The 25964-nt window shown below is 64.3% G+C and carries 19 protein-coding genes; 12 read left to right on the top strand and 7 right to left on the bottom strand.

Annotated elements, in window-relative coordinates:
* Positions 1-106 precede the first annotated feature (106 nt).
* From glmS to PCK14_RS05900, 6 genes are all read left to right on the top strand, one after another.
* Positions 107-2032, top strand: a complete 1926-nt coding sequence (glmS, locus tag PCK14_RS05925) for a glutamine--fructose-6-phosphate transaminase (isomerizing) (RefSeq protein WP_269937546.1) — start codon at positions 107-109, stop codon at positions 2030-2032.
* A 188-nt stretch (positions 2033-2220) separates the two neighbouring features.
* The gene (locus PCK14_RS05920; protein ID WP_269937545.1) at positions 2221-2568 is read left to right on the top strand and encodes a holo-ACP synthase; all 348 of its coding nucleotides are present in this window, start codon (positions 2221-2223) and stop codon (positions 2566-2568) included.
* 1 nt (position 2569) lies between these two features.
* Entirely contained in the window at positions 2570-4135 is a 1566-nt protein-coding gene (locus PCK14_RS05915) for an NAD(P)H-hydrate epimerase (RefSeq protein WP_269937544.1), read from the top strand.
* Positions 4136-4164: 29 nt separating this feature from the next.
* A complete protein-coding gene (gene glgX, locus PCK14_RS05910; RefSeq protein WP_269937543.1) occupies positions 4165-6285 on the top strand; it encodes a glycogen debranching protein GlgX in 2121 nt (706 codons plus the stop codon).
* A gap of 44 nt (positions 6286-6329) precedes the next feature.
* Positions 6330-7355 carry an L-glyceraldehyde 3-phosphate reductase gene (gene mgrA / locus PCK14_RS05905; protein ID WP_269937542.1) on the top strand — a complete coding sequence of 342 codons (1026 nt, stop codon included), beginning with the start codon at positions 6330-6332 and terminating at the stop codon, positions 7353-7355.
* A gap of 279 nt (positions 7356-7634) precedes the next feature.
* The gene (locus PCK14_RS05900) at positions 7635-8714 is read left to right on the top strand and encodes an inositol-3-phosphate synthase (RefSeq protein ID WP_269937541.1); all 1080 of its coding nucleotides are present in this window, start codon (positions 7635-7637) and stop codon (positions 8712-8714) included.
* Positions 8715-8842: 128 nt separating this feature from the next.
* Here PCK14_RS05900 and PCK14_RS05895 read toward each other — a convergent pair whose 3' ends face one another.
* The 6 genes from PCK14_RS05895 to PCK14_RS05870 form a co-directional block, all read right to left on the bottom strand.
* A complete protein-coding gene (locus PCK14_RS05895; protein ID WP_269937540.1) occupies positions 8843-9793 on the bottom strand; it encodes a DUF559 domain-containing protein in 951 nt (316 codons plus the stop codon).
* Positions 9794-9997: 204 nt separating this feature from the next.
* Positions 9998-11728 (bottom strand): glycoside hydrolase family 13 protein, encoded by a 1731-nt coding sequence (locus PCK14_RS05890; protein WP_269937539.1) that lies wholly within the window; start codon positions 11726-11728, stop codon positions 9998-10000.
* Positions 11728-12603, bottom strand: a complete 876-nt coding sequence (locus tag PCK14_RS05885; protein ID WP_269937538.1) for a carbohydrate ABC transporter permease — start codon at positions 12601-12603, stop codon at positions 11728-11730. Before PCK14_RS05885 ends, PCK14_RS05890 begins: the two co-directional genes overlap by 1 nt.
* Positions 12600-13526, bottom strand: coding sequence for a carbohydrate ABC transporter permease (locus PCK14_RS05880; RefSeq protein WP_442864674.1), 927 nt, complete (start codon positions 13524-13526; stop codon positions 12600-12602). Before PCK14_RS05880 ends, PCK14_RS05885 begins: the two co-directional genes overlap by 4 nt.
* A gap of 2 nt (positions 13527-13528) precedes the next feature.
* A complete protein-coding gene (locus tag PCK14_RS05875) occupies positions 13529-14839 on the bottom strand; it encodes an ABC transporter substrate-binding protein (protein WP_269937536.1) in 1311 nt (436 codons plus the stop codon).
* Positions 14840-14848: 9 nt separating this feature from the next.
* Positions 14849-16993 (bottom strand): alpha-galactosidase, encoded by a 2145-nt coding sequence (locus PCK14_RS05870; RefSeq protein WP_269937535.1) that lies wholly within the window; start codon positions 16991-16993, stop codon positions 14849-14851.
* A gap of 117 nt (positions 16994-17110) precedes the next feature.
* Here PCK14_RS05870 and PCK14_RS05865 point away from each other — a divergent pair, with 117 nt between their 5' ends.
* The 6 genes from PCK14_RS05865 (at position 17111) to PCK14_RS05840 (ending at position 24957) form a co-directional block, all read left to right on the top strand.
* A complete protein-coding gene (locus PCK14_RS05865) occupies positions 17111-18286 on the top strand; it encodes an ROK family transcriptional regulator (protein WP_269937534.1) in 1176 nt (391 codons plus the stop codon).
* A 1336-nt stretch (positions 18287-19622) separates the two neighbouring features.
* Entirely contained in the window at positions 19623-20912 is a 1290-nt protein-coding gene (locus tag PCK14_RS05860) for an ABC transporter substrate-binding protein (RefSeq protein WP_269937533.1), read from the top strand.
* Positions 20913-21122: 210 nt separating this feature from the next.
* Positions 21123-22055 carry a carbohydrate ABC transporter permease gene (locus PCK14_RS05855; protein WP_269937532.1) on the top strand — a complete coding sequence of 311 codons (933 nt, stop codon included), beginning with the start codon at positions 21123-21125 and terminating at the stop codon, positions 22053-22055.
* Position 22056: 1 nt separating this feature from the next.
* Positions 22057-22947, top strand: a complete 891-nt coding sequence (locus PCK14_RS05850) for a carbohydrate ABC transporter permease (protein ID WP_269937531.1) — start codon at positions 22057-22059, stop codon at positions 22945-22947.
* 97 nt (positions 22948-23044) lie between these two features.
* The gene (locus PCK14_RS05845) at positions 23045-23863 is read left to right on the top strand and encodes a ThuA domain-containing protein (RefSeq protein WP_269937530.1); all 819 of its coding nucleotides are present in this window, start codon (positions 23045-23047) and stop codon (positions 23861-23863) included.
* Entirely contained in the window at positions 23860-24957 is a 1098-nt protein-coding gene (locus PCK14_RS05840; protein WP_269937529.1) for a Gfo/Idh/MocA family protein, read from the top strand. The genes PCK14_RS05845 and PCK14_RS05840 overlap by 4 nt, the downstream gene beginning before the upstream one ends.
* A 94-nt stretch (positions 24958-25051) precedes the next feature.
* On the opposite strand, the gene iolB is transcribed toward PCK14_RS05840, so the two are convergent.
* Positions 25052-25945: a 5-deoxy-glucuronate isomerase gene (iolB, locus tag PCK14_RS05835; RefSeq protein ID WP_269937528.1), complete on the bottom strand. Its 894-nt coding sequence runs from the start codon at positions 25943-25945 to the stop codon at positions 25052-25054.
* Positions 25946-25964: the final 19 nt, after the last annotated feature.

Below are 25964 nucleotides of genomic sequence, written 5' to 3'. Positions count from 1 at the left end.
AACGGCGGCGGTTTGGAGGCGTGGTTCACATGCCGCTTTTTCACGGTCGCAGATGGGTATGACGTAGAACGTCCTGCAAATAGGCCAGGGTTTATGATTGATTTTCATGTGTGGAATTGTGGGATACGCCGGTACCGCCCCGGCTCAAGGTAATGCTTCAACGACCGGGGCGCCCGTTGGCCAACGTGCCCTTGAAGTCCTGGTTGAGGGTCTGCGGCGTCTGGAATATCGCGGCTACGACTCCGCCGGTGTGGCCGTGTCAGGCGAGCAGGGCATCGGCATGCGCAAGAAGAGCGGCAAGCTTGCCATGCTCCTGGAGGAGCTGGAAGCCAATCCCCTCCCCGCAGCCACCGCCGGAATTGGGCACACCCGCTGGGCCACCCACGGCGGCCCCACTGACGCCAACGCCCACCCGCATGTAGTTGCCGGTGGCCGCCTTGCCGTGGTCCACAACGGCATCATCGAAAACTACTCACAGCTCAAGGCCCAGCTGGCGGGCCGCGGCCACAGTTTCGCCTCCCAGACGGACAGCGAAGTTGCCGCAACCCTGCTTGGCGAGGTTTACGAGGCACTCGAAGACGCCGGGCAGAACAGCAGCGACGGCGGCAGCCGCCTCGCCACAGCCATGCGCCAGGTTGCCCAGCAGCTTGAAGGTGCCTTCACTCTCGTGGCCACCCACGCAAGCGAGCCCGGCGTGGTGGTTGCGGCCCGCCGCAACTCCCCGCTCGTTGTGGGACTCGGCGACGGTGAGAACTTCCTGGGATCGGACGTTTCCGGGTTCATTGACTACACCCGCCGGGCCGTGGAGCTGGACCAGGACCAGGTGGTGACCCTCACCGCCGACGCCGTGCTGATCACCGACTTCTTTGGGGTGCCGGCCGAGGGCCGCGAGTACCAGGTGGACTGGGATGCCGCGGCCGCAGAAAAGGGCGGCTACCCCTCCTTCATGGAGAAGGAGATCAACGACCAGCCCGACGCCGTGGCCCAGACCCTGTTGGGACGCACCGACGGCGAGGGTGTCCTGACGCTGGACGAACTCCGCATTGACCCGGCCGTGCTAAAAACCATCAACAGGATCATCGTCCTGGCCTGCGGCACCTCGGCCTACGCCGGGCAGGTGGCACGGTATGCCATTGAGCACTGGTGCCGCATCCCCACCGAGGTGGAGCTGTCCCACGAGTTCCGCTACCGCGACCCGATCGTGGATGAGCACACACTCATTGTGTCCATCTCCCAGTCCGGGGAAACCATGGACACGCTCATGGCCGTGCGCTACGCCCGCGAGCAGGGTGCCAAGACGGTTTCAATCTGCAACACCAACGGTTCCACGATTCCCCGCGAATCAGACGCCGTGCTCTACACACACGCCGGACCGGAGATTGCAGTGGCCTCCACCAAGGCGTTCCTGGCCCAGATCACCGCCACCTACCTGCTGGGCCTGTATTTGGCACAGCTGCGCGGCAACCTGTTCCAGGGCCAGATCAAGGACATCCTGGCGGAACTGGCCAAGACCCCGGCCAAGATTGCCTCCGTCCTGGCCAACGCCGAGCAGGTCAAGGAACTGGCCACCAGCATGGCCGACACCCGCACGGTCCTGTTCCTGGGCCGCCACGTGGGCTACCCCGTGGCCATGGAAGGCGCCTTGAAGCTCAAAGAGCTGGCTTACATCCATGCCGAGGGCTTTGCCGCCGGCGAGCTCAAGCACGGACCCATCGCGCTGATTGAGGAAGGCCAGCCGGTCATCGTGGTGGTACCTTCGCCGCGCGGCCGCGACTCCCTTCACGCCAAGGTGGTCTCCAACATCCAGGAAGTGCGCGCCCGTGGCGCCATGACCATCGTCATTGCCGAAGAAGGCGACGAGTCCGTGCGCGAACACGCCGAGCATGTGTTCTACATCCCGGAGACCAGCACGCTCCTGGCGCCCCTGCTGACCACCGTGCCGTTGCAGCTCTTCGCACTGGCGCTGGCCACGGCCAAGGGATTCGACGTGGACCAGCCGCGCAACCTCGCCAAGTCGGTCACTGTCGAATAGCAGTCCCCGGACCGCACAGCAGTAACTGCACGCCGAACGCGCCTTTCGAGGCCGGCCGGCGTGCAGTTCTGCGTTAAGGGTCCCGGTGCGAGCCTGTGGGCGGTGGAGTCAGCTGGGTGGGGCCACGGTGGCGAGGGTCCCGGTGCGAGCCTGCGGGCAGTGGGAGCCGCTGGGGATAGGCTGGAGCCATGATTATTGGCATTGGTGTGGACGTTGTTGACATTGAGCGATTCGGCCGGCAGCTGGAGCGGACCCCCGGGCTGCTCGACCGGCTGTTTGTGCCGGCAGAGCGGGGCCTGAACACGCAATCCCTGGCCGCCCGTTTTGCCGCCAAGGAATCCGTTGCCAAGGCGCTCGGGGCGCCGGCAGGCATGAACTGGCAAGACTGCTGGATCGGCCTGGATGAGAATGGCCCCACCATCAACGTCAAGGGAACCGTTGCCGCGGTCGCCAAGGCCAAGGGCATCAAGCACTGGCATGTGTCGATGAGCCACGATGGCGGCATCTCCACGGCCATGGTGATCGCCGAAAGCTGACATGCCCAGCGCCCACACCGCGGCAGCCGTCCGAGCCGCCGAACAGCCGCTGCTCGACGCCGGCCAAGGCCCCGAGCTCATGCAACGGGCCGCGCACGGGCTCGCCGTGGGCGTCATCGCCACCTTGCGTGCGCGGGGTGCCGGGATCTACGGGGCCAAGGTGGTGCTGTTGGTGGGCTCCGGCAACAACGGCGGGGACGCCCTGTTCGCCGGGGCGTTCCTGGCTGGCCGAGGGGCAGGAACCACAGCGATTCTCGCCGGGTCCCGTACCCACCCGGAGGGGCTGGCCGCGTTTGAAAAGGCAGGCGGCCGCTGGCTGGCACTGGCAGCCGGTGCTGGCGGTGCTGGCGGTGCAACAACCGTTGCCGGGGCAGCAACTCTGGCGGGGGCGTCCGACGTCGTGGTTGATGGATTGCTGGGGACCGGCGGACGCGGCGGCCTCCGTGGCCCGGCTGCCGAACTCGTCTCCCTGCTGCAGGATGTGGACGGACCCGGCAGGTCTGCCGTGGTGGCCTGCGACCTGCCCAGCGGCGTGGACGCCACCACGGGCGAGGTGAATGAACCGGTGTTGCGGGCCGACCTTACCGTCACGTTCGGCGCCCACAAGACAGGGCTGCTGGCCGCGCCCGGCGAACATCTGTGCGGCACAGTGGAGCTCGTGGACATTGGCCTTGGCCCTTACCTGGCGGAACCGGACGTTTTTCGGTTGTCGGCAACGGACATCGCCTCCTTGCTGCCGGACCCCGGGGCTGCGGACCACAAGTACACCCGCGGCGTGGCCGGCATCATCGCAGGCTCCGCCCAGTACCCGGGGGCGGCGCTGCTGGCCACTGCCGCAGCCTCGGCGTGCGGTCCCGGCATGGTGCGCTACCTGGGCCCCACGGGCGTCGCGGCCGCGATCCATGTGCGCAACCCTGAGATTGTGTGCTCGGAGCTGTCCCCGGATGCGGTGCGCGTGCAGGCCTGGCTTGCCGGCCCGGGAATTGACGGGGACGCCGAACAGCTGGACCGTGCCCGCATGGCCCTTGCCTCCGGGCTGCCCACAGTGGTGGATGCCGGGGCGCTGGGGCTCGTGGACGCCGCGGCCCCGAACGCCCACCTGGTTTTGACCCCGCACGCCGGTGAGCTTGCGGCGCTCTTTCGCCGTTGTGGCGGTGGCCCGGACAGGGCCGCCATCGAGGCCTCGCCCCTCGCGGCAGCCCGGCTGGCGGCGTCCCTGACCGGCGCCGTGGTGCTGCTCAAGGGGCCCACCACAGTGGTGGCGGAACCGGCGGGGACTGTTTTCACCCAGGCAAATGGATCGGCGCGGCTGGCCACTGCCGGAAGCGGCGACACCCTGGCCGGCATCCTCGTGGCGCTGCTGGCCATGGACACCACCGCCCCGGGCCGGGCCCCGGGCACCGCCCCTGACCGGGCCACCGGACCGATCCGGCTGGCCCGCACAGCAGCGCTCGCGGCCGCCCTGCACGGGGAACTCTCGCGGCAGGACCCACACCGGCCGCTGCATGCGGGCATGTTGGCGGGGCGCATCCCCAATGTGTGGGCCCGGCTCGCAGCAAGCCGCTGACCACCACCCAACAAACAAAGGCAGGCAGCATGGAGATCTGGCCAGGCAGGGACCACCCGCTGGGGGCACACCCCGACGCGGACGGCACCAACTTTGCCCTGTTCAGCGACGGCGCACAGTCCGTCACCCTGTGCCTGTTCGCAGCCGACGGCGTCGAAACCCGGCTGCCGTTGACCGAGGTGGACGGCTACGTGTGGCACGGCTACGTCCCCGGTGTGGGAGCCGGGCAGCGCTACGGATACAGGGTGGACGGGCCGTGGGAACCGGCGAACGGCCTGCGGTTCAACGCCGCCAAGCTGCTCCTGGACCCCTACGCCAAGGCCATTGAGGGTGTCGTGGACTGGGGCCAGGAGGTCTTCGGCTACGAGCTGGGCCAGCCGCTGGTGCGCAACGATGCGGATTCCGCCGCCCACACCTGCCGCGGCGTTGTGGTTGATGACGCCTTTGACTGGAGCGACGGCGCCGGGAAGCCGGATGAGAGTCCGGATATTCCGTACCACCAGAGCGTCATCTACGAGGCCCACGTCAAGGGCCTGACCGCGCTGCACCCGGACGTGCCCGAACACCAGCGTGGCAGCTATGCGGCCGTGGCCCACCCGTCCGTGGTTGCCCACCTCAAGAACCTGGGCGTGACCGCCGTCGAACTCATGCCGGTGCACCAATTTGTCCAGGACGAGCGGCTGCTGGCTGCCGGGCTGCGCAACTACTGGGGCTACAACACCATCGGCTTCTTCGCCCCGCACAATGAATACGCGTCCACCCAGGACCCGGGCGGGCACGTCCGCGAGTTCCAGGAAATGGTCAAGGAACTGCACCGCAACGGCCTGGAAGTGATCCTGGATGTGGTCTACAACCACACGGCCGAGGGCAGCCACCTGGGCCCCACGCTCTCCTTCCGCGGCATCGACAACGACGCCTACTACCGGCTGCAGGATGAGAACGAGGAGCTGTACCTCGACTACACGGGCACGGGCAACTCCTTCAATGTCCGCCAGCCGCACTCGCTGCAGCTCATCATGGATTCGCTGCGCTACTGGGTCACCGAAATGCACGTGGACGGCTTCCGCTTCGACCTGGCGGCCACGCTGGCACGCGAGTTTTACGACGTCGACAAGCTCTCCTCATTCTTTGAAATGGTCCAGCAGGACCCCGTTGTCTCGCGGGTCAAGCTCATCGCCGAACCGTGGGACCTGGGCCCCGGCGGCTACCAGGTGGGCAATTTCCCGCCGCAGTGGACCGAATGGAACGGCAAATACCGCGACACCGTGCGCGACTTCTGGCGCGGCGAGCCGTCCACGCTCGGGGAGTTCGCCTCGCGGCTGACGGGGTCCTCCGACCTTTACGGGCATTCCGGGCGGCGCCCCGTGGCCTCCATCAACTTTGTGACCGCCCACGACGGCTTCACGCTGGCGGACCTGGTCAGCTACAACAGCAAGCACAACGAGGCCAACGGCGAGGACAACCGGGACGGCGAGTCCCACAATCGCTCGTGGAACTCCGGCGTGGAAGGCCCCACGGACGACCCCGCGGTCCTGGCGCTAAGGGCCAGGCAGCAGCGCAACTTCCTGGCCACGCTCATGCTCTCCCAGGGCGTGCCCATGCTGCTGCACGGGGATGAGCTGGGCCGGACCCAGCACGGCAACAACAACGCCTATGCCCAGGATTCGCCGCTCAGCTGGATCGACTGGGGCAGCGCCGACGCCGGCCTCATCGACTTCGTGGCACGGCTGGGACGGCTGCGGGAAGCGCACCCCGTGTTCCGCCGTCGCCGGTTCTTTGACGGGCGCCCCGTGGAACGCGGGGACGACGCCGAGCTGCCGGACATTGCATGGCTGCGCCCCGACGGGGCAGCCATGGCCCCGGCCGACTGGGACAGCGGCTTTGGGCGCAGCATCGCCGTGTTCCTCAACGGGGACGGCATCCCGGATTGTGACGCCCGGGGTCGGGCCGTGGTGGACGACTGCTTCCTGCTGCTGTTCAACGGCGGGGACGGCCACATCGATTTCACCCTTCCCGGAGGGGACTACGCGACGCGCTGGGTCGCGGAAATCCACACTGACGGCCTGGTCACGGGGGAGTTCGGCGCAGGCGCCGTGGTGCCGGTGGCGGCCCGCTCGGTGCTTGTTCTGCGCGCCCCCGACCGGGACTAGACACAGCTCACAGTTCAGGGCCGCGGCGTGGCAAGATGGCAGGTATGACCTTTCACGCCGCGGAAAACCGCTATGAAACCATGCCCTACCGCCGAGTCGGGCGCAGCGGGCTGAAACTGCCCGCCATCTCACTTGGGCTGTGGCACAACTTCGGCGACGACAAGTCCTTTGGCGTGCAGCGGGACATCCTGCGCCGCGCCTTCGATTTGGGCGTCACCCACTTTGACCTGGCCAACAACTACGGCCCGCCGGACGGCAGCGCCGAAACGAACTTTGGCCGCCACTACGCGGACGACTTCCGCGCGCACCGCAACGAACTCGTCATCTCCACCAAGGCCGGCTACTACATGTGGCCGGGCCCGTACGGCGAGTGGGGCTCCCGCAAGAACCTGCTCAACAGCCTGGACAACTCGCTGACCCGCATGGGCCTGGACTACGTGGACATCTTCTACAGCCACCGCCCGGACCCGGAAACCCCCATGGAGGAAACCATGGGCGCACTGGACTATGCGGTGCGCTCCGGCAAGGCACTGTACGCCGGCATCTCCTCCTACACCCCGGCCCAGACGCTTGAGGCCGCCCGGATCCTGAAGGAAATGGGCACGCCGCTGCTCATCCACCAGCCCTCCTACTCCATGCTCAACCGCTGGACCGAGGCCGGCGAGCCCAACCTCTACGAGACGCTCGACGCCGTCGGTGCCGGTTCCATTGCGTTTTCACCGCTGTCCCAGGGCATGCTGACGGACCGCTACCTCAACGGCGTGCCGGCCGATTCCCGTGCTGCCAAGGAGCGATTCCTGCACGAGAACGACCTCACGGAGGAAAAGATGGGGCGCGTGCGGGCCCTGAATGACATTGCCGCCGGCCGTGGCCAGTCACTGGCCCAGATGGCCATTGCCTGGATCCTGCGCGAGCGGGAAAACAGCAGCCCGGTCACCTCCGCCCTCGTGGGCGCCTCGAGCGTGGCACAGCTGGAAAACAACATCGCCGCCATCAACAATCTCGAGTTCAGCGCAGCCGAGCTGGCAGCAATTGACGAGCACGCCGTCGACGATTCCCTCACCAAGTAGGCTGACCGCAGCCTCCCAAAGGCCCCGTCCGAATGCCCACAGCGGCAGCCGGACGGGGCCTTTTGCTACCCGTGTGTGACAAATTTGCGAGACATTCCCGCCCGGAAGGAACAAATCCGGGACCGGGGGAGTTGACTAGAATGGTTAAGGGCGCCGTTGGGGCGTCAGGCCTGGCCGAACAGCCGTGCGTCGTGTCTTTGTGCAAACCGTGAAGGCGGGCGCCGACCCATCACCACAAGAGTGATTGCCGGGCCAGTGTGAGTTTTATGAAGGAGTTCCGTGTCCAATCATCCTATTCGGGTCGCCATCGTCGGCGTGGGTAACTGTGCCGCCTCATTGGTGCAGGGCGTCCAGTACTACCAAAATGCAGACGCCTCCGCGAAGGTTCCGGGCTTGATGCATGTTGAGTTTGGCAAGTACCACGTCAATGACGTGCAGTTCGTTGCAGCGTTTGACGTTGACAGCAAGAAGGTCGGGCTGGACCTCTCCGACGCCATCGGCGCCAGCGAGAACAACACCATCAAGATCGCCGACGTACCCAAGCTGGACGTTCCCGTGCTGCGCGGCACCACGCTCGACGGCCTGGGCAAGTACTACCGCGAGACCATCGTCGAATCCGACGCCGAGCCCGTGGACGTTGTGGCCACCCTGAAGGCAGCCAACGTTGACGTCATGGTCTGCTACCTGCCGGTTGGTTCCGAGGCAGCAGCCAAGTTCTACGCCCAGTGCGCCATCGACGCCGGCGTTGCCTTTGTCAACGCTCTCCCCGTCTTCATCGCCGGCACCAAGGAGTGGGCCGACAAGTTCACCGCCGCCGGTGTGCCGATCGTTGGCGACGACATCAAGTCCCAGATCGGTGCCACCATCACGCACCGCGTCATGGCCAAGCTGTTCGAAGACCGCGGCGTAATCCTGGACCGCACCTACCAGCTCAACGTTGGTGGCAACATGGACTTCAAGAACATGCTCGAGCGTGACCGTCTTGAATCCAAGAAGATCTCCAAGACCCAGGCCGTCACCTCCAACACCTCAGCCGTGCTGGGTGCTGACGACGTCCACATTGGCCCGTCCGACTACGTGGCCTGGCTCGATGACCGCAAGTGGGCCTTTGTCCGCCTGGAAGGCCGCAACTTCGGCGACGCCCCCGTTTCGCTGGAATACAAGCTGGAAGTGTGGGATTCGCCCAACTCCGCCGGCGTAATCATTGACGCCATCCGTGCGGCCAAGATCGCCCTGGACCGCGGCATCGGCGGCCCGATCCTGTCGGCCTCCAGCTACTTCATGAAGTCCCCGCCGGAGCAGTACGCGGACGACATCGCCCACGAAAAGGTTGAAGCCTTCATCCGCGGCGACGTCTAGCCTCCCCCTGGACGCTCCCTCACTTTTGGGGGTGTTTCCCCGGACGCTCCCTCATTTTTGGGGGTGTTCATCCAAACGGTCCCTCACCAAGTGAGGGACCGTTTGGGTTTAACCACACCGCCTAGGCCTCATCCGCCCGACGCGAAACCTGAGGCGATGGTTGGGTCAATCCAGGCATGCCGGAGAGCCCGCCTGATCCGCTGAACGGCCCGTTCAAAGTCGTCCGCCAAGTCTGTGTCCGTAAAAACCAGCACAGTCCAACCCGCAGCCTCGAATGCCTTGTCCCGGCGCCGGTCGCTGTGGCGCTGAACCTCATCAAGGTGATGGGCGCCGTCGTACTGGAGGGCGATGCGCCGAGCCCGGTAGCCAGCGTCGGCAGAAGGGGCGCCACGGCCTGTCCAGAGGGTGAGCTGCAATTCGGGCTCCGGCAGGCCGGCGTCGAGCATGGCCAGGCGCATGAGCGTTTCTGGAGGGGAATCGGCGCCAATCCGCATGAGTTCAAGGGCTTCGCGGGCCCGGACGATGCCCTGGAGGTTGCCGTGGCGTCCCAGCATTTCCCGCAGCGCGCTGGGTGTGGCGTAGGGTTCGCTGCGGTTCTCGAATTCGGGACGGGGTATTCGGATCAATTGATCGCCCATGCAGACCAAGTCACGCAACGGCAGGGTGCGGGCCATGTCGAGCCAGGTGCGGGCCCGTGTGCTGATTTTCAGGCCGCCCACAGTTTCCACTTCGCCGGGAAACGCTACAAGCGTGTGCCCAACGATGCCCTTTCGGCGGGCTTCAGGCAGTCTTCTGGGTTTGCTCAGATGCAATTCATTCGAATCAGCTAGCCACGGGGGCAGGACGAGTCCATGGAGCCGCGCGGCCGTGACATGTGAAATCCAGGCTCCAGGGCTGCCGGCACTGAGTGCCCGTGCCGCGGCCTGCAGATCAAAATCCCATTCAGCAGGTCGATAGATGCCGTGGCTGACTTGGACAAACGCCGTGCCCTTTAGCTGGTCCGCGGACAAGCCGATGAAGCGAGCCTCGGCAGCCGTGAACGGTGCCGTAAACCTGGGGAGTGCGTCGTTGGGCTCCATGCATCCATTGTGACCGCCCCGCGTGACTTGCGGACGAAGTTATCCACAGGCGCTCCCTCACTGCCTGGGAGTCAAAGCTGACCGGCCTTGGGAAGTGAGGGAGCGTCTGTGAATTTGCGCCCAGAAGTGAGGGAGCGTTTGAGGAAGGGGGCCTAGAAGTGAGGGAGCGTTTGAGGAAAGGGGCCCAGAAGTGAGGGAGCGTCCTTAGGGGGCGAACCAGAGGGTTGATTCCGGGGCGATCATTTCTGTGTCGAATTCCCCGGCCGCTGCCCCGCCGGAGCTGAGCACCAGCTTGGACAGGTCGACGCCGGCCGGCAGCTGTGCGGGCACGGCACCGAAGTTGGTGACCACCTGCCAGCCGTTGGGTCGGCGGTAGCTGACGACCTCGGGGGACGCGGATGCGAGCCACTGAAGCGACTCTTCCGCCTGCAACTCGCGGCGCAGCTTCAGGGCAGCACGGTACAGCTCCAGGGTTGAGCCGGCCACACCGTCCTGTGCCCCCGCCGCCAGCGGGCCAAACCATTCGGGCTGCGGCAGCCACGGCGTGCCACCGAAGCCGAAGTTCGCATCTGTGGAAGTCCAGGGCAGCGGCACGCGGCAGCCGTCGCGGCCCTTGATGGTGTTCAGCGTGCGGAACCAGGTGGGGTCCTGCAGCGATTCGCGGGGCAGGTCAGCGACCTCCAACAGGCCCAGTTCCTCGCCCTGGTACAGGTAGGCCGAGCCGGGCAGGCCCAGCATGAACAGCGTCGCGGCCCGGGCCCGGCGCACACCGCGCGCCACGTCGGGAACGGGGGTGGCGCCGTCGGCCATCAACCACGCATTGAGGTCCTCCGGGGTGCTGCCGTCCGGGAGGGCGTAGCGGGAGGCATGGCGGATGACGTCGTGGTTGGAGAACACCCACGTGGACGACGCGCCCGACGCCTCGGCCTCGGACAGGCACTTCTCGGCGATGGAGCGGAAGTCGTCGGCCGAGAACGGGGCCTCGAGGAGGTCGAAGTTGAACGCCTGGCCCAGCTCCGTGGGCCGGGCGTATTTCAGCCGGCGTTCCGTGAATGGAACCCAGGCCTCGGCTACGGCGGCCCTGGGCGGATCGTATTCGTTGAGCACCGTGCGCCAGCCGGCAAAGATTTCATGCACGTCGTCGCGGTCAAACAGCGGGTCGGTGCCGTCGTCCACCAGGATCTTCAGCGCGGGCTTGGAGCGCAGCGGCAGCGACATGTCCTTCGCCAGGCCGTGCGCAACATCCACGCGGAAACCGTCCACGCCGCGGTCGGCCCAGAAGCGCAGGGTGGTGTGGAAGTCCTCGCGGACCTCGGGGTGGTCCCAGTTGAAGTCGGGCTGCTCGGTGGCGAACAGGTGCAGGTACCACTGTCCCAAGGAACCCGCCCGAGGGCCGGCCGTCTCCACCACGCGGGTCCAGGCGGGGCCGCCAAAGTGGGAGGGCCAGTCCGACGGCGGCAGGCCGCCGTCGTCCCCCTTGCCGTCCGGCAGCCCGTCGAAGAACTGGTAGCGGGCGCGCTCCGGTGAACCGGGGGCGGAGGCCAGGGCGGCCTTGAACCACTCGTGCCGGTTGGAGGAGTGGTTGGGCACAACGTCCACGATGACCCGGATGCCGGCCGCGTGGGCGGAAGCCACCATGGCGTCAAAGTCGTCCAGGGAGCCGAGCCGCGGATCGACGTTGCGGTAGTCGTCAACGTCGTAGCCGCCGTCGGCCAGCGCCGACGGGTAGAACGGGCTGAGCCAGATCGCATCGATGCCGAGCTCTGACAGGTACCCCATGCGGGCCGTGACGCCGGGGAGGTCGCCCATGCCGTCGCCGTTCGAATCGGCAAACGACCGGGGGTAGATCTGGTAGACGGCGGCCTGGCGCCACCAATTGGCGTCGGGATGGACGGAGGGGGCGGCGCCGTCGCCGGAAAGGTGCAATTCAGTCATTACTTGATGGATCCTCTCATGACGCCGGAGATGACCCAGCGCTGGGCAAACAGGTATACCAACAGCAACGGTGCCATGGCCATGAGGTAGGAAGCAAAGGCTGTTGTGTAATCGGTGTTGAACTGGCCCTGGAAGACGTACTGCACCAGGGGCAGGGTGCGGGTGTTGGGGTCGGAGAGAATCACCAGCGGCAGCAGGAAGTCGTTCCACGCCCACAGGCAGGTCAGGATGCCCACGGTGGCGTTGATGGGCGTCAGGATGGGGAAGATGACCTTGCGGAAGGTGGTCCACACGCTGGCGCCGTCCATGATGGCTGCTTCCTCCAGCTCGGCCGGGATGGACTTGATGAAGGCCGTGTAGACAAAGATGTTGAAGCTCAGGCCGTACACCGTGTACAGCAGGAACAGGCCCACGGGGTTGTCCAGGCCCAGCACGGCCATTTCCTTGGTGACGGGCAGCATGATGATGGGGAACGGCACAAACAGGGCCGCGATGAAGAAGTAGTACAGGGCCTTGAAGAACGGGCGGTGCATGTTCCGGGCAATCGCGTAGGCCACCAGCGAGTTGGTCAGGATTGTCAGGATCACCGCGGCCACAGTCACGATGCCGGAGATCAGCAGGGCGTTGGGGAAATTGGTCAGCTTCCACGCGTTGGAGAAGTTTTCCAGGTGCAGGCTGGTGGGCAGGGCCAGGCCGTTGCCGTTGAGCTGGTCCGGGGACTTCAACGCCGTGACAATGGTGAAGTACAGGGGGATCAGCACCGTCAGGGACAGCACTGCCACCAGGATTGTCAGGGGGATGTTGACGGAGGTACGACGCCGGGGCTTGGCCGGGGTGCCGGCGGCGGGCTTTGCGGGGGTGGTGAGAGTGCTCATGAGAAATCAGCCTCCTTGCGCGACAGGACGCGCAGCTGCAGTAGGGAAAGCACCACAATGACCACCAGGTACACCACGGAGTTGGCCATTTGGTAGCCGTATTCGCCGCCTTGGAAGCCGCCGCGGTAGATGACCATGGCCACCGATTCGGTGGAGGTGCCGGGACCGCCGTTGGTCAGGGCCACAATCTGGTCGAATGCCTGCAGCAGGCCCTTGAGCGCCAGCACCATGTTGATGGTGAAGAAGCCGGAGATGAGCGGGAAGGTGATGGACCAGAACTGGCGCCAGGGCGAGGCCCCGTCCAGGCTTGCCGCCTCATAGAGCTCCCCGGGCACTGTCTGCAGCCCGGCCAGGTAGATGATGACGCTAAAAGCGATGGACTGCCATGCCGTCACGCCCACAATGCCCACCCAGGCCAGGTCGGGGTTGGCCAGGATCGAGGTGGAGAGCCACTTGATGCCCAGGGCCTGGCCGATGAGGGGCAGGTTGTTGGAGATCAGGTAGTTGAAGACGTAGCCAACAATGAGCACCGAGAGGATGTTGGGGATGAAGAAGATCCCGCGGAATGTTGTTTGGAACTTGATCTTGGAATTGAGCAGGATGGCGATGAACAGGGCGCCCACGTTCACCACAATGGTGGTGGTGACCGCGAAGAGGAACGTGAACCCGTAGGAGGCCATGATCCGATCATCCTTGAACAGGTTCAGGTAGTTGGACAGTCCCACAAAGTCCCACTCGCCGTAGCCGGCGTAGTTGGTGAAGCTGAAGAACATGCCCGTCAGGGTGGGCAGTGTGTGCAGGATGACGAACAGGACCAGTGCCGGAACCACCATCCAATAGAACGTCTTGTGTGCCCGGGAGGGGCGACGGCGTTGCAGTCCGGCCGTGCTGCGGGGCTTCATTGCCCTGGCGGTTGTGGTCATGATCATTGATCTTTCTTGGTGATGGTGCGGGCGGCGACCTTCTCAAATTCGTGGTCCATGCGGCTCAGGAATTCCGGCTGCTTGCCGTCAAGGACAAACTGCTGCAGGAGCGGTGCCAGGGGAATGCTGGGCGGCACGTGGTGGTCAAAGTAGCCAATGACGCGCCCGTCGTTGAAGAATCCCTGCATGCCGGCCAAAGCCGGGTCGGTGCTGGGTGCGGCGTCGCTGACGGGTGTCAGGGATGACTGCGCCGCGGCGTAGTAGTCCAGGACGGCCGGGGACATCAGGTAGTCCACGAACTTCCTGGCCTCGGCGGGGTGCTTGGTGTCCTTGCCAATGGCGAGTGTCACGTCCACACCGGAGACCAGGGTGTTCTTGGCGGGATCGTTGGTGGTGGGGTAGGGGAAGGATTTGATCTTCGCGTCGGGGTTCGCCGCCCGGATGGCCGGGATGGCGAAGCTGCCCTGCAGGTACATGGCCGACTTGCCTGCACCAAACGCCGCATTGCCGTCGTTGTAGCCGGCGCTTTCGGCGCCGGGCTGGGCGTAGCTGAACAGCTTGGCAAGTTTCGTGGCGGCCTCGCTGCCGTTCTTTTCGAAGCTGAACTGCCCGGTGGCGGGTGTCCATCCGGCCGAGCGCACGTCGTCAAAGAAGTCCGCTGGCATGAGGTTGCCGGCAAGGTTGACGTAGGAGGGCAGCACCGTCCAGGCGTCCTTCAACGTTATGTAGAAAGGATCGACGCCGTTGGCCTTGAAGGTGTCGGCGGCGGCAATGAACTCGTCCCAGGTTTGCGGAACTTGCACGCCGTACTTGGCGAAGATGTCCGGGTTGTAGAGGACACCGCTGGCGTTGTTGGCAAACGGCAGGCCGTTGGTCTCGTTGCCGTGGCAGGTGCCCAGGCCGTTGAGGATGTCCTGAACGGAGGGGATGATCCGCTTCGCTGACGGTTGATCGGAAAGGTCCGCGAAAACGCAGGCCTTCGACAGGTCGCCGAAGTTGCCGTTGCCGTTCAGGGTCATGACATCCGGTGTCTTGTCCTTGACCAGCAGCGTGCGGATGGCGGTGTCCGGATCGGGGACGTTGTTGATGACCACGTCGATCCCCGGATTTGCGGACTCAAAATCGGCCACAATTTTGTCGAACTGGGCAACGGCTTCGGGCTTGAACTGAAAGAAGTCGAGCTTGACGCGGCCGTCGCCGGCTGTGCCGCAGCCGGCCAGCGTTGCGGCCAGGGCCAAGACGGCGGCACCGGAGAGCAGGCGCCTGACGGTTTTGGGCACGGCCGGCGGGCCGGAAGCTTTCTTGTAATTCATGGGAACTCCTTAGTTGGCCTGATCAACGGTGATCAAAACGGCTTGTTCGGGGAAGAGTACGGGTGACTGCAGGCCGGTGGCGGCAAGCAGCCGGCCGGAGAGGATGGTCTCGGAATGTGCCCATTCCAGCGGCGACTGGCCGTTGCCGACGTCGTCATTGAGCGGCTCGGAGAGCCGGACACGATACAGGGTGCCCGGCACCAGGCCCGGCAGCGTGATGCGGCCCGAGGGGTAGGTGGTGGATGCGGTGCGCTGGGTCAGTGAGTAAACGGCCCGGCCGCCGTCGCGGGCCACGACGCCACGCAGGTCAAGGGCAGGGTCGGGCAGGTCGGCGTGGACGCTGACACCTGCGTGGAACAGCTCGCGGTTGGCCTTGTGGAAGGCCACCCAGCCGGCCAGCTCGGCAGTGTCTGCGGCGCTGATGGTGGAGATGTCCCATTCGATGCCGAAGTGGCCAAAGATGGCGGTGCGGGCCATGAAGCCCAGGCTGTGTTGGCGGCGTGTTGAGTGCGACTTGGGCCCGCCAATGTGTGCGCCCATGAGTTCGTAGGGGACAAGCAGGCCCGTGTTGGCCTGGTTGTCCAGGCGCTCCAGGGGATCGATGCAGTCGCTGGTCCAGATCCGGTCCGTGTAGTCCAGGATGCCCAGGTCCACGCGGGCGCCGCCCGAGGCGCAGCTTTCAATTTCGAGGCCCGGGTGGCGGAGCTTCAGTTCGGCCAGCAGGCGGTAGAGGGCCAGCGTTGACTCGCGGACTGCCGGGGTGCCGGAGCGGGGGTCGGAGGCGTCCAGGAGGTCGCGGTTGTGGTCCCACTTGATGTAGCTGATGGGGTATTGCGCCACGATGGCGTCGATGCGGGCCAGGAGGTAGTCGAAGCAGTCCGGGTGGGCCAGGTTGAGCACCTGCTGCTGGCGTGCGGACACGGGCCAGCGGCCTTCGGTGTGCAGGATCCAGTCGGGGTGGTTGCGCGCCAGTTCGCTGTCGGGGTTGACCATTTCGGGTTCAAACCACAGGCCGAACTCCATGCCCAGCCCTCGCACGTGGTTCACGATCGGGCCCAGGCCGTCGGGCCAGACCGCGGCGTCGACGAACCAGTCTCCCAATCCGGCGGTGTCATCGCGGCGGCCCAGGAACCAGCCGTCGTCCAGCACAAAGCGTTCGACGCCGACACTCGCAGCCTTGTCGGCAAGACTTTTCAGGGTGGCAAGGTCGTGGTCAAAGTACACGGCCTCCCAGGTGTTGAGGGTGACGGGCCGCGGGCGCTTGGGGTGATGGGCACGGGCGCGCAGGTCTTCGTGGAAGCGGGCCGAGAGTTCGTCCAGGCCGTTTCCCCAGGAGCCTAGGGCCCACGGGGTGGTGTGGCTTGCGCCGGGGGCCAGGACCACTTCGCCTGGCAGCAGCAGCTCACCGGCAGTCAGGAAGTTCTCGCTCGTGATGGTGCGTTCGGCAGAGAAGCTGTGGTTGCCGCTCCAGGCGGAGTGCACGCCGTGGACCAGGCCGCTGCGGAAGCCGAAGCTGTCCGTTCCTGCCAACATCAGCAGCGTGGCATCGGCCCCGGGGCGGCCGCGGCGGCTCTCGCGGACATGGGCGCCGACCGTCAGCGGGCGCCGCTGGGCGGTGCGTTCCTTCAGGTGGCGGCCGGTGGAGTCCTGCACGGTGGTTGCCGAGGCAGGCAGCGGGAACACGGCCGTGAGGCGGTGCAGCTGGTAGTCCGTGTCCCCGGTGTTGCTCAGGGTGTGGCGCTGTCGCAGCACGCCGGATGCGGTCAGCTCGAGCTCGGTGGCCAGGGCCAATCCGTTGGAGTGGTCTTCGGCGGTGATGGTGAGGGCAGAGTCGGTCGCGAGGACCGCCGTCGTGCCCAGGGCCGAAGCCCAACCTCCGGCGGCGCGCTGGCCTACGAGTGCGGGGGAGCCCTGCCAGCCGAAGACCTCCTGCGGGAGGATGGTCAGGCGGGCGGGAAAGTCGATGCCGCCGGAGACGCGCTGCGGACGGGCAGCCACTGCAAGCGATTCCAGTTCGGCGGGGGAGAGGACGCCGGTGGCCGGGCCCCAATGGATGATGGCGGGCATTCCCGCGGTTGTGAAGTCGACGATGACCGAGGTTCCGCCGCGGTGCAGCTGGGCCTGTGCGGGGAGGTGTGTGCGGGTTGTGCTCATGGATTAGTTTTACCGCGAAAGTAATTACCGTGTCAAGGGTCACTTTGCGTGACCAGAATGGCTGCATGCGTGGCTTGGAGGCTGGCATTATGTTCATCCTGCAATAAACTGTTGACCATGAACACTGTCTACCCCCAGTCGGCACTCCATGCCGGGCAGCGACGGAATCCGGCTGCGCTCGCAGATTCCGCCCTCGAATTGGCCAGGCTGGTGTTGGTTCGCGGCCCCGTTTCCCGTGCGGAGCTGGCCCAGGAAATGAGCCTGAGCATTGCCAGCCTGACCCGCCTGGGCAAGCCGCTGATCGACGCCGGCATCCTGGTTGAGGGCGAGCTGGTGGCCGACGGCACCGTGGGCAGGCCGGTGCGGCTGCTGGATGTGCGCAGCGGCGGCGCCCATTTTGTGGGAGTCAAGGTGGCCGGGGACCTGCTGCAGGCGGTGCTGACAGACCTGCGGGCGACGATCCTTGCCGAGGCGTCCTTGCCCCTGGCCGCCACGGATCCCGGCACCGTGGTGGACGGGATTGCGGAGCTTGCCGGACAGCTCAGTTTCGCCGCGGGGGTTGAACTCTCCGGGGTTGGGGTGTCCCTTGGTGGGCAGGTCAGGCCCGATGGTGTGGTGCACCGGGCGCCGTTCCTGGGCTGGAGTGACATCCCGCTCGGGGAACTTTTGGCCACGAGGCTGGAACTGCCCGTGGTGGTGGACAACGACGTCACTGCGCTGGTCGCCGCCGAGCAGTGGTTTGGGGCGGGGAAGGACACCGCGCACTTTGCCGTCATCACGGTGGGGGCCGGCGTTGGCTACGGCCTGGCCATCGGCAACCACGTGGTCCGCACGCCAGACACGGGCCTGGGCCTTGGCGGGCACATTCCGCTGGACCCCAACGGACCGCTGTGCATGGAGGGTCACCGGGGATGCTCCACCGCCATGCTTTCCATCCCCTCCATCTGCGCGCAGATTTCGGCGGCAACGGGTGAATCAGTCAACTATCGCCGGGCCCTGGAGCTGGCAGCGGAAGGCAACCGGGTAGCCGGGGCCGTCTTCGAATCGGCCGGAAGGGCGCTGGGGAGGCTCATCGCACTTGCGGCAAACCTGGCCATGGCCAACACCGTGGTGCTGGGCGGCGAAGGCGTGGAACTGTTTGCCGCGACCGAAGGCACTGTGCTGGCTGCGCTCGCCGCCGACCGGGACCCTGAAGCCGCCCCCGTCACGCTGCGCGTGGCCTCCGCGGACTTCACAGAATGGGCCCGCGGCGCTGCCGCCGTGGCCGTCCAGGCCCAGGCGTTCGTCGTCTAGGAGTCTGGTGATTCGGGGGCCTTCAGTTTCGCGACTTCCGTGCTTGCTTGTGCCCTCAGTCCTGAATCCTGAATCCTGAGAACTGGTGAGGACCGGCGCGGATCCAAGCCCGGCGGCGATCCCGGACCGGCGTCGCCGCTTCCAGCCACCCGTGAAGGTCGTGCACGAGTCTGGCCCAGCCGGGGACGATCTTGCCTGGTACTTGCGGGAGGCCGGGATCGATTGTGTGGTTGCGGCGTCCCCGAAGCCGTTGCGGGTTCGGGCTTCCCATCGAGGTGGGGGACTGGACCCGTTTCGCCGGTGCCAACATTCGCTCCCGCCCGGCTCGTGCCCAGTGAGCAGTCTTGCAGGCAATCCGGCCATCATGGACCGGTCACCAAGGTCGGCAGCAAATGCCCGAGGATGCATTGATCTGAGCGGACTGGTGGTGCGGAAGCCCCTGATCAGGCCCTGGGCAGGCAGTTGGACCTGGCCGGCCCGGACACCCTGGTTCCGCAAATTGGAAGGCAAGCAACGAGATGGCACGGGAAATCGCCAGTTGGCGCGGATCCTTTGCCTTACCTTCGCGGCACCAACAGCGTGAAGGCCGAGTCCCCATGAGAGCGACCCAACGCACCTGCCGTCCGGGGTGCTGAGGCCCTCTAGTTTGTGGGACAGTTTGCTTGCTTTTCTTCTGACGCTGCTTGCCCGGGATATTCTTGGCAATGTCCCGGGCCGGTGCTGCCGGGAGTCCCCGATCGTTGGTGTCGATTCGGCGCCGGTTGGACCAAGAGCCATGTACTTCATCACGGTGGTCCGTTCCGTCATGCATGGCGGTAAACCATTGCGTTGCTTTTCGGACTTCAAATGCGAGAAGCACGGCGCGGGCGCCCAGCTGTCTCAGCCCCAACCGGCCAATAGCGGCTGAGTCAACGCCGACAACGCCGCCATGCAGTCGTGCTTCGCGCTGCTGCCGGAGAACCTGGTTGAGCGGGAACGATGAGCCCCGGGGCAGGAGTTGCGCCCGGCAATCGGGACATGAATCGAGAAAACGTGCCACAGCAAGCGCCCACGGCGTCGTTTGGAGCGGTTGGGGCCCGATCGAGTTTGAGACAATGCAAAGCGGCTGCAAAGCAGTCTGGATACACCAGATCCCGAGAACGATGAAACCCAGGCAGCTCCGATGCCCCAAAAATTCTTGCTTGAAATGTATTGTTGTCAGGACTAAGTCCGGGTAGGCTCAACAATCAAAGCTCGCCATCCAGACGGCAACGTGGCCGCGTGTCGAGTCGAGAGGCCCATCATGATTCGAAATCGAATCCTTTCGGCGGTTGCGTTGACCGCTGGCGGAGTGCTCATGGCCACCGGGTTGTCCAGTTGCGCTGCAGAAGCGCCGGCAGACGGTCCCGCCACCATTACAGTCCTGGCGCATCAGCAGGTCCGCGCTGACGCGATCAAGGCGGAGATTCCTGCATTCGAGGCCGCCATGGCCAAGCAGGGACAGAAAATAACCGTGAAGTTGGAGACGGATATTCTGACCGACGCCCAGTTCAGCACCAAGATCACCCAGCAGTACAACGCCGGCACAGCTCCCGATGTCGTGGACATGAACAGTGCCGGAATGAGTGGATATGCCGGAGCGGGCTACCTTCTCCCGCTCGATGACTACCTCGCCAAGTGGCCCGGCTGGGAGTCCTTTTTCCCGATCACCAAGGCTGCAGCGAAAGCTGCTGATGGCAAGACCTACGCTCTCCCTCATGAGATGGGTGTCCAGAGCTTGTTCTACCGTAAAGATGTCCTGACAAAGCTTGGCATCGATACTTCGCAGCCAAAGACCTGGGATGAGCTCATTGGCCGACTCCAGAAGATCTCCGCGGCCACAGGCGGCCCTGCCATTACGCTCCCGGCAGGAACTGCATGGGGCGGAGGCAGTTGGGCCGAGGGATTCGGCAACATCGTCGCCGGAACTGACGGCAAGTTCTTCGACGAATCAACTGGCAAGTGGGATGTGAAGAACGAAGGCGTCGCAGCATCGTTCGACCTGTTCGCAAAACTGACTCAAGACAAACTGCTGCCTGTGCAGGACCTGCAGAACCCGAACCCGTGGATTGCAACGAAGTACAAGGGTTTCGTGGACGGATCCATCCCGGTTGCCGGTCAAGGATCGTGGGGTTGGAAGTATGACTGGGGTCCCTCGGGATCCGCCCCCATTGAGGACCTGACGTCCAAGGTTTCGACCTGGAACTTCCCGGCGCTGGACGCGAGCGGTTCTCCGTACGTGACGACAGCACCTGGCTTCTCGTGGGCAGTCACTGCCAAGACGAAGTACGCGGATGCGTCTGTGAAGTTCATCCAGTGGATGTCTTCGGACGAGGCTCTTGCGAACCAGCTCGTCGCCGTCGGCGCCGTCTCCCCTCGAAGCGGTCTTGACAGTGTGGCTCCCTATTCAAATGAGCCACAACTGCTCGAAGCAGAGGCGCAGCTCACCAAGGCCGTCACCGTACCGTACGCGGACGGGGTCGACCAGATCTCGATGGCTGTCCAAAAGGCAACCGAAGACATTCTCAACGGTGCCAGTGGCTCCGAGGCAACGTCAACCTTCGTGAAGCAGGCGACTGACTTGCTTGGCCCGACCAAGGTCAACTAGGTCAATCAGGTGGGCCCTGGTGCAAGCCAGGGCCCACCGCACGAACCACGCCGGAAATAGTGATCGCCGGCTGACGGAGACGACTTGCCGTGAAGGCAAGTGCAGATTAAAGCGAGGTGCTCGCGTCCTGCCCAGAAGCGGCCAAGATCGCGACAGGGCACCGTGCTGGAAAACCAACGCTTGGCCAAGCCAAGCAGCAAGGAAAGCTTCATGAGTACCAATAGTGCTGGTATCACCCTGGCGGGACGCCTTCCGCGCCACAAATTGAAAAACCGTAGAAACGCTCGGCTCCTGTTGCTGATGCTTGGCCCGTCGGCCCTGCTGATTGGTGTGTTCGTCGTCGCGCCCGTGATCTATGCCTTTTACCTCAGCCTCACCAACACCACGCTTCTGGGGTTCGAAGCACGGAATCCGAAGTTTATCGGGCTGGACAATTTCAAATATCTGCTGGGAAACGGCGATTTTCTGTCCTCGCTTGGCAAGACAGGCATATTCATCGCCTTGTCTGCCATCATCGGGCAAACGGCGCTCGGCATGATCTCTGCCTTGCTGCTCAAGAACAAGTGGATGCGTGCCAAAGGCATCTTCGGTGCCGCGATCGTCATGCCCATGGTTGTTCCGGAGGTCGTCGCATCCCTGGCTTGGGCGAGCATGCTCTATTCCGGACCCGAGGGAACGGTGAACATGATTACCCACCTGTTCGGGATGGGCGCCGTCGCCTGGCTCCAGCAATACGCCTTGATATCCATCATTGTCATCAACATCTGGCGCGGAATCGCATTCGCCATGATCATGTTTCAGGCGGCGCTTGAAGACGTCCCTGACGAGCTGATCGAAGCAGCGCGCATCGATGGGGCGTCAGCGCTCCAAATATTTAGGGTGGTCACCCTGCCCCTGATCCGCGGGCCGGTGTTCCTCTATTTGCTGTTGACCGCCATCACGACCGCTGGCATCTTCGGCCTGGTCTACTTCCTCACCCAGGGCGGCCCCGGCGGAGACACCCAACTGGTGGCCCTTTTCATCTTCGATAGAGCATTCCAGTTCTCCCAGATCGGGTTGGGCAGCGCCGCCTCCGTCATCATGCTTGTGATCGTTTTGATCCTCGGGCTGACCTACGTCCGAGTTGCGAAAGTTGAGGTCTGACATGACCACCGTCACGAAAACCGATGTGAAGCCCAGCCGGGCCTCCGAGACTGCGACTGTTCGGCGAAAACTGCGAGGCACCACGGTGGTTAGCCGCGCACTTCAGTACGTGCTAATCACCGCCCTGGCAGTGTTTTGCATCATTCCCTTCGGATGGCTCATTGCGACGTCGGTGGACAGCCAGGCCGGCAATATTCTCCAATGGCCCACTTTCACCGTGGACCACTACGTCAAGCTCGTCACCGAGGCAGGCACCTTGCGGCTTCTCCGCAACAGCCTCATCATTGCCATCGGAGCCACCGTGTTGACGATGCTCCTGGGCTTTATTGGCGGATACGCCCTCTCTCGTTTCCGATTCCGGGGCCGACGCTTTTTCATGTTCTTCGTCCTGCTCATCCGTGTGGTTCCGCCAACTGCGACGATCGTTCCGCTGTACCTGATGATGACCAAGATGCATCTGAACAACTCGTTGCTGGGCCTGATTCTGGTGGAAGCCGCCGCTCTCCTGCCGTTGACCCTGTGGCAGATGAAATCCGCCGTCGACAATGTGCCGCTGGAAATTGAAGAGGCCGCATGGGTAGACGGCAGCTCGCGTGTGGCAGCTGTCATCCGGATCGTATTTCCGGTCGTCGGTCCGACGTTTGGTGCCGCCGCGATGTTTGCCTTCGTTGGCGCATGGGGCGACTTCCTCACACCGTTGGTCCTTCTCCAGTCACAGGACCTCTATCCGCTGTCCATTGGCTTGTTCCGCGCATTCTCGGGATTCAACCAAGTCGACTGGGGTCTCCTCACAGCCACCGCCATTATTTACATGCTCCCGCCAACCATCCTGTACATGCTGGTGCGCAAATACCTGTTCAAGGCCGGGCTGTCCGGCGCGATCAAGGGATGACCTGGCCAAACATCGCCAGGTTGAACCAGCAACACACCCATGAAAACCGCTGCAAGTGGTCAGTGCGGCAAATGAAACAAAGAGAAAAGGTATACAAATGACACGCACGTCTGATTCGGCCCAGCCAATCAAGGTAGTTGTATGGGGCGAGAACCGCCACGAGAAAATGAGCACCGAGATCGCCGAACGATACCCGACTGGGATGCATGGAGCGATCAAGGGCGGCATTGAGCGCTACATCGGCGACCATGCCGACGTCACCACGGTGACCCTGGATGACCCCGAGCATGGTCTGACACAGGAACTTGTCGATGGGACGGACGTGCTGGTTTGGTGGGGTCACGTCGCACACAAGGAAGTCGAGGACGCCATTGTCGAACGGGTGCACCGGGCAGTGCTTGACGGCATGGGCCTTGTAGTCCTGCACTCAGGGCACGAGTCGAAGCTCTTTCAAAAGCTCATGGGCACCACCTGCTCCCTGCGGTGGCGCAACGACAATGAGCGCGAACTTGTGTGGACAATTGACCACACACACCCGATTGCCAAGGGCATCCCGAACCCGATTGTCATTGACGGCCAGGAGATGTACGGCGAACAGTTCGACATTCCAACCCCCGACGAGCTGGTCTTCATCAGCTCCTTCACTGGCGGCGAAGTCTTCCGAAGTGGCTGCACATTCCGACGCGGCAACGGCAAGATCTTCTACTTCAGCCCGGGCGACCAGGACTACCCCGTCTACCACCACCCGGATGTGCAGCACGTCATCGCAAACGGCGTTGACTGGGTGGTCACCGACCGCCCAGCCCGCATCATTCCGCAGGGACGCCACTTCGAGCGGGGCACCTTCTTCCAGGGGCGCGAAAACGATGACACCATGGTCGACCTGACCGACGGTATCCGGACTGTTCTCGCATGAGCGCTTCCGCCCCGCTCCCTGTTGTTCTCGTCGGTACCGGCGCCATGGGCCGCAGCTGGATTCGCATGCTCGCAGATTCGTCCACGGCAAGAATCGTCGGACTCGTCGACTTGGACCTTGAGCTGGCTGCCCGTGTTGCCTCCGAGGAGGGGCTCAGCGATGTGATCATCGGTGAGTCAGTTGCCGACGTCGCCGACGAGTCAGGAGCGCACGCCGTTATCAACGTCACCGTTCCGCAAGCGCACCGACCCGTGAACGAAAGCGCACTCAGACACGGGCTGCCGGTCCTGTGCGAGAAGCCCATCTCAGGAACGCTTCCGGAAGCTTTGCAGCAGGTGGCGCTTGCCGAAGTGACCGGAAAGCTCCTCATGGTCAGCCAGTCGCGTCGCTACTTCAACAACCTTCGGGCCCTGCGCGACTCTGTGGCTGGCCTCGGCCAGATCAGTACCATCACCACTGAGTTCTTCCATTCCGATCACGAACCTGGATTCCGCGAGCAGATGGAACATCCCCTCCTTGTCGACATGTCGATCCACCACTTCGACGCAATGCGGTACATCACCGACGATGTCCCGGTGGCGGTCCGCGGCAGCGCCTGGAATCCTTCGTGGAGCTGGTTTGCCGGTTGCGCCTCCGCCGCAGCTGAGTTCGAGCTTGCCTCGGGTGCCCGGTACGTCTATTCCGGAAGCCGGGCCACCCCGGGCATGTCCACCTCGTGGAATGGTTCATGGCGCATCCAAGCCGAGCATGGTGCGGCAAAGTGGGACGGCGACAACGCGCCCCAGGTTGACCCGCCGAACCCTGCGCCGGGTGGGATCGTTGATGGTCCCGAACAAATGGCCGGCGCCCTCGAAGAGTTCCGGGAGGCCATCGAACTTGGCACGACCCCACAGAACGAGATCCACGCCAACATCATGAGCCTGGCCATGGTGGAGGCGACGGTTGTCAGTGCAGCCAACCAAGGTGAGCGCATAATGATCGCCGATCTGATCGAGCAGGCTTACGCGGAAGCGATCGCAACGGAATCCCGTGACGATGTCAGGGCCCGGCTCGTGTCCTGGGGCTCAGCAGCAGCGGGCCTGGCGGCACGCTGACGGTACATTAACAAAGACAGGAAGATCCCGAGGAAACTCGGGATCTTCCTGTCTTTGTGTGCTGGGAGCCAGCTACGCCAATGCGGACACGGTACTAGCCGGTGAAGGGGAGCCGCGGATCGATGGCCGTGTCATCCCAAGTCTGTCGAATCCAGCCGTGGTGGGGGTCGTCACTGATGAGCCATTCCCTGACCAGTCCCGGACCTGCCATGACGTTCAGGTAGTACAGGTCGTAGCCTGGTGCCGCAATTGCTGGCCCGTGCCAGCCATAGGGGACAAGGATAGTGTCGCCCGTGCGGACTTCGGCATTGATATCGATGGGCCGATCATCCGAGGCGTACACGCGCTGGTAGCCGATGGCGTCGGCGTCGGACGGTGCAGGATGGCCCGCGGCAACTTGGGTTTCGAAATAGTAAATCTCTTCAAGTGAAGTCTCCCCGTCCTTTTCCTCATCATGCTTGTGGGGAGGGTATGAGGACCAGTTGCCGGACGGGGTGATGACCTCACAGACAATGAAACGGTCTGCCAGCAAGGCTGCGGGGGTGCCGAAGTTGTGGACCTGCCGTGAGCAATTTCCCGCTCCGCGGAGCTCGACGGGGATTTCTGCCGCGGCGATCACGCGGTCGGGGTGGCTGTTCTGTGCCGTGGCAGTCGCCACTGCCACTCGTCCGCCACTCGTCGACTCGATGCGCAGGTGTTGCCCGATGCCGGCGTAAAGCACATCTGAAGGTCCGCTGAAGACACTCGCCCTGCCAGCCAATTCATGGACTGTGCCATCCACCAGGACGGTGAATGAGCCATTGAGCGGGATCACGAGCCTTTCCTCGTTGGCCGCAACAAGTTCGACGGCGTCACTGGCTCCCAGCGTGGCGACCTTCAGCCCTGTGTGCTGCCAACCTTCCGCGGGAAGCTGGGAATCGCTGGTTCCCAGCGAGATATCCCAGAGTCCATCGCGTGCTGCGCCGAGGGGGTACACCCAGGTGGTCATGGAATTCCTTTGTTGGTCG

The sequence above is a fragment of the Arthrobacter sp. HY1533 genome (assembly GCF_027568515.1).
In the GTDB taxonomy this organism is placed as follows: Bacteria; Actinomycetota; Actinomycetes; order Actinomycetales; family Micrococcaceae; genus Specibacter.
This window is presented reverse-complemented; position numbering and strand designations above follow the sequence as displayed.